Below are 1014 nucleotides of genomic sequence, written 5' to 3'. Positions count from 1 at the left end.
CCGATGCGGCCTTCGGGCGTCGCGAGATTTCGATTGCGGAGACGGAGATGCCGGGGCTGGTGGCCAGCCGCGAGGAGTTCGGCGCGTCCAAGCCGCTCAAGGGCGCGCGGATCGTCGGCTCGTTGCATATGACGATCCAGACGGCGGTGCTGATCGAGACGCTGGTCGAGCTGGGCGCCGAGGTCCGCTGGGCCTCGTGCAACATCTTTTCCACGCAGGACCACGCCGCGGCGGCCATCGCCGAGGCCGGCGTGCCGGTCTTCGCCGTCAAGGGCCAGAGCCTGGAGGAGCACTGGGATTACCTCGACCGCTCCTTCCAGTTCGCCGAGGGGCCGAACATGATCCTCGACGACGGCGGCGACGCCACGCTCTACGTGCTGCTGGGCGCGCGCGCCGAGGCCGGCGAGGAGATCATCCCGGTGCCGCAGTCCGAGGAGGAAGAGGTCGTCAAGGCGCAGATCCACAAGCGCATGAAAGAGAGCCCCGGCTGGTTCACCCGCACCCGCGACGCGATCCGCGGCGTCTCCGAGGAGACGACGACCGGTGTGCACAGGCTCTATGATCTGCACAAGAAGGGCGAGCTTCCCTTCCCCGCGATCAACGTGAACGACTCCGTGACCAAGTCGAAGTTCGACAACAAGTACGGCTGCAAGGAAAGCCTGGTCGACGGCATCCGCCGGGCCACCGACACGATGATGGCCGGCAAGGTCGCCGTGGTGATGGGCTACGGCGATGTGGGCAAGGGCTCGGCCGCCTCGCTCGCCGGCGCCGGCGCGCGGGTCAAGGTGACCGAGGTCGACCCGATCTGCGCGCTGCAGGCGGCGATGGACGGCTTCGAGGTGGTCACGCTGGACGACGTGGTCGAGTCAGCCGACATCTTCATCACCACCACCGGCAACAAGGACGTGATCCGCATCGAGCACATGCGCGCGATGAAGGACATGGCCATCGTCGGCAACATCGGCCATTTCGACAACGAGATCCAGGTCGCCAGCCTCAAGAACCACAAGTGGA

General features: G+C 66.6%; 1 protein-coding gene. It reads left to right on the top strand.

What is annotated here, in order from left to right:
- On the top strand, nucleotides 1-1014 hold a 1014-nt coding region (locus BU124_RS14485), incomplete at both ends, for an adenosylhomocysteinase (RefSeq protein WP_084864270.1).

Source organism: Salibaculum halophilum (genome assembly GCF_002094885.1).
Lineage (GTDB): Bacteria > Pseudomonadota > Alphaproteobacteria > Rhodobacterales > Rhodobacteraceae > Salibaculum > Salibaculum halophilum.
Note: the sequence above shows the minus strand (reverse complement) of the source record. Positions and strands in the feature narration are given on the sequence as shown.